We start from the raw sequence: 756 nt of genomic DNA on the forward strand, positions 1-756 counted from the left end.
CCGCGCGGTTCCAGCGCCGGCAGCGCGATGCGATGACTGTGCACCAGTTCGACGCCGCGCCGCACCAGTATGGCATTGCCGTGCCAGCCCAGCGCCCGATGACCGCCGCCAAGCGTGTCGGCCAACGGCGCCGCCACCCAGCCGCGCCCCGCCAGCAAGGGCGCCGGCAGCACCGCGGTGCGCACACCAAAGCGTGTGTCTGCCTCCTGCAGCAGCGCCACGTCGGCATCGATCTCGTCGAGCACGTCAAGGGTGCGTTCCGGGGCCAGCCGGCCATCGCTGCCCAGCCCCTTGTGGATGTTGTAGCTGGCGATGATCAGCGACATCTGGGCGGTGGCAAGCCGCAGCTGCCGCAGTTGGGCTGCCGCCGTTCAGTCACCGATGTCGATGGCAAAACAGCCGTTACGGCCGATCTCCAGCTTCTTGCAGCCGGAGGTGGCCTCGGCGCGGGTCTCGAACGGCCCGACCTGCAGCCGCCACATCCCGCCAAAGCGCGAGATGTTGGGCTTCAGGCCCCTGGTGTCGCCTTTCTTCGCGGCGGCGAGCTTCTTCCACGCCGCCTGTGCGCTCTGCTGGCTGGGATAGGAACCAAGCTGGATGCGCCAGCCGGTCTCCGGTGGCGGAGGCGGGGCCTTTGCGACCTTGGCCGGCGCGGCCTTGGCTGGGGCAGGCCTTTCTGGGGCAGCCTTCGGCGGCGGCGGAGTGGCTGCCGGCGGCTCGGCAGCCTGTGCCGGCGGTGCTGCGGCCGGCGCCTGG

2 protein-coding genes are annotated in these 756 nt (G+C 71.0%); both read right to left on the minus strand.

The window, feature by feature from the left end; all coding sequences use genetic code 11:
• Positions 1-326: endonuclease/exonuclease/phosphatase family protein (locus GJV64_RS15110; RefSeq protein ID WP_328799210.1), on the minus strand; the 326-nt coding region annotated here is incomplete at its 3' end.
• A gap of 45 nt (positions 327-371) precedes the next feature.
• On the minus strand, positions 372-756 hold a 385-nt coding region (locus tag GJV64_RS15115), incomplete at its 5' end, for an SPOR domain-containing protein (protein WP_164158348.1).

The sequence above is a fragment of the Sandarakinorhabdus rubra genome (assembly GCF_010994245.1).
Taxonomy (GTDB): domain Bacteria; phylum Pseudomonadota; class Alphaproteobacteria; order Sphingomonadales; family Sphingomonadaceae; genus Sandarakinorhabdus; species Sandarakinorhabdus rubra.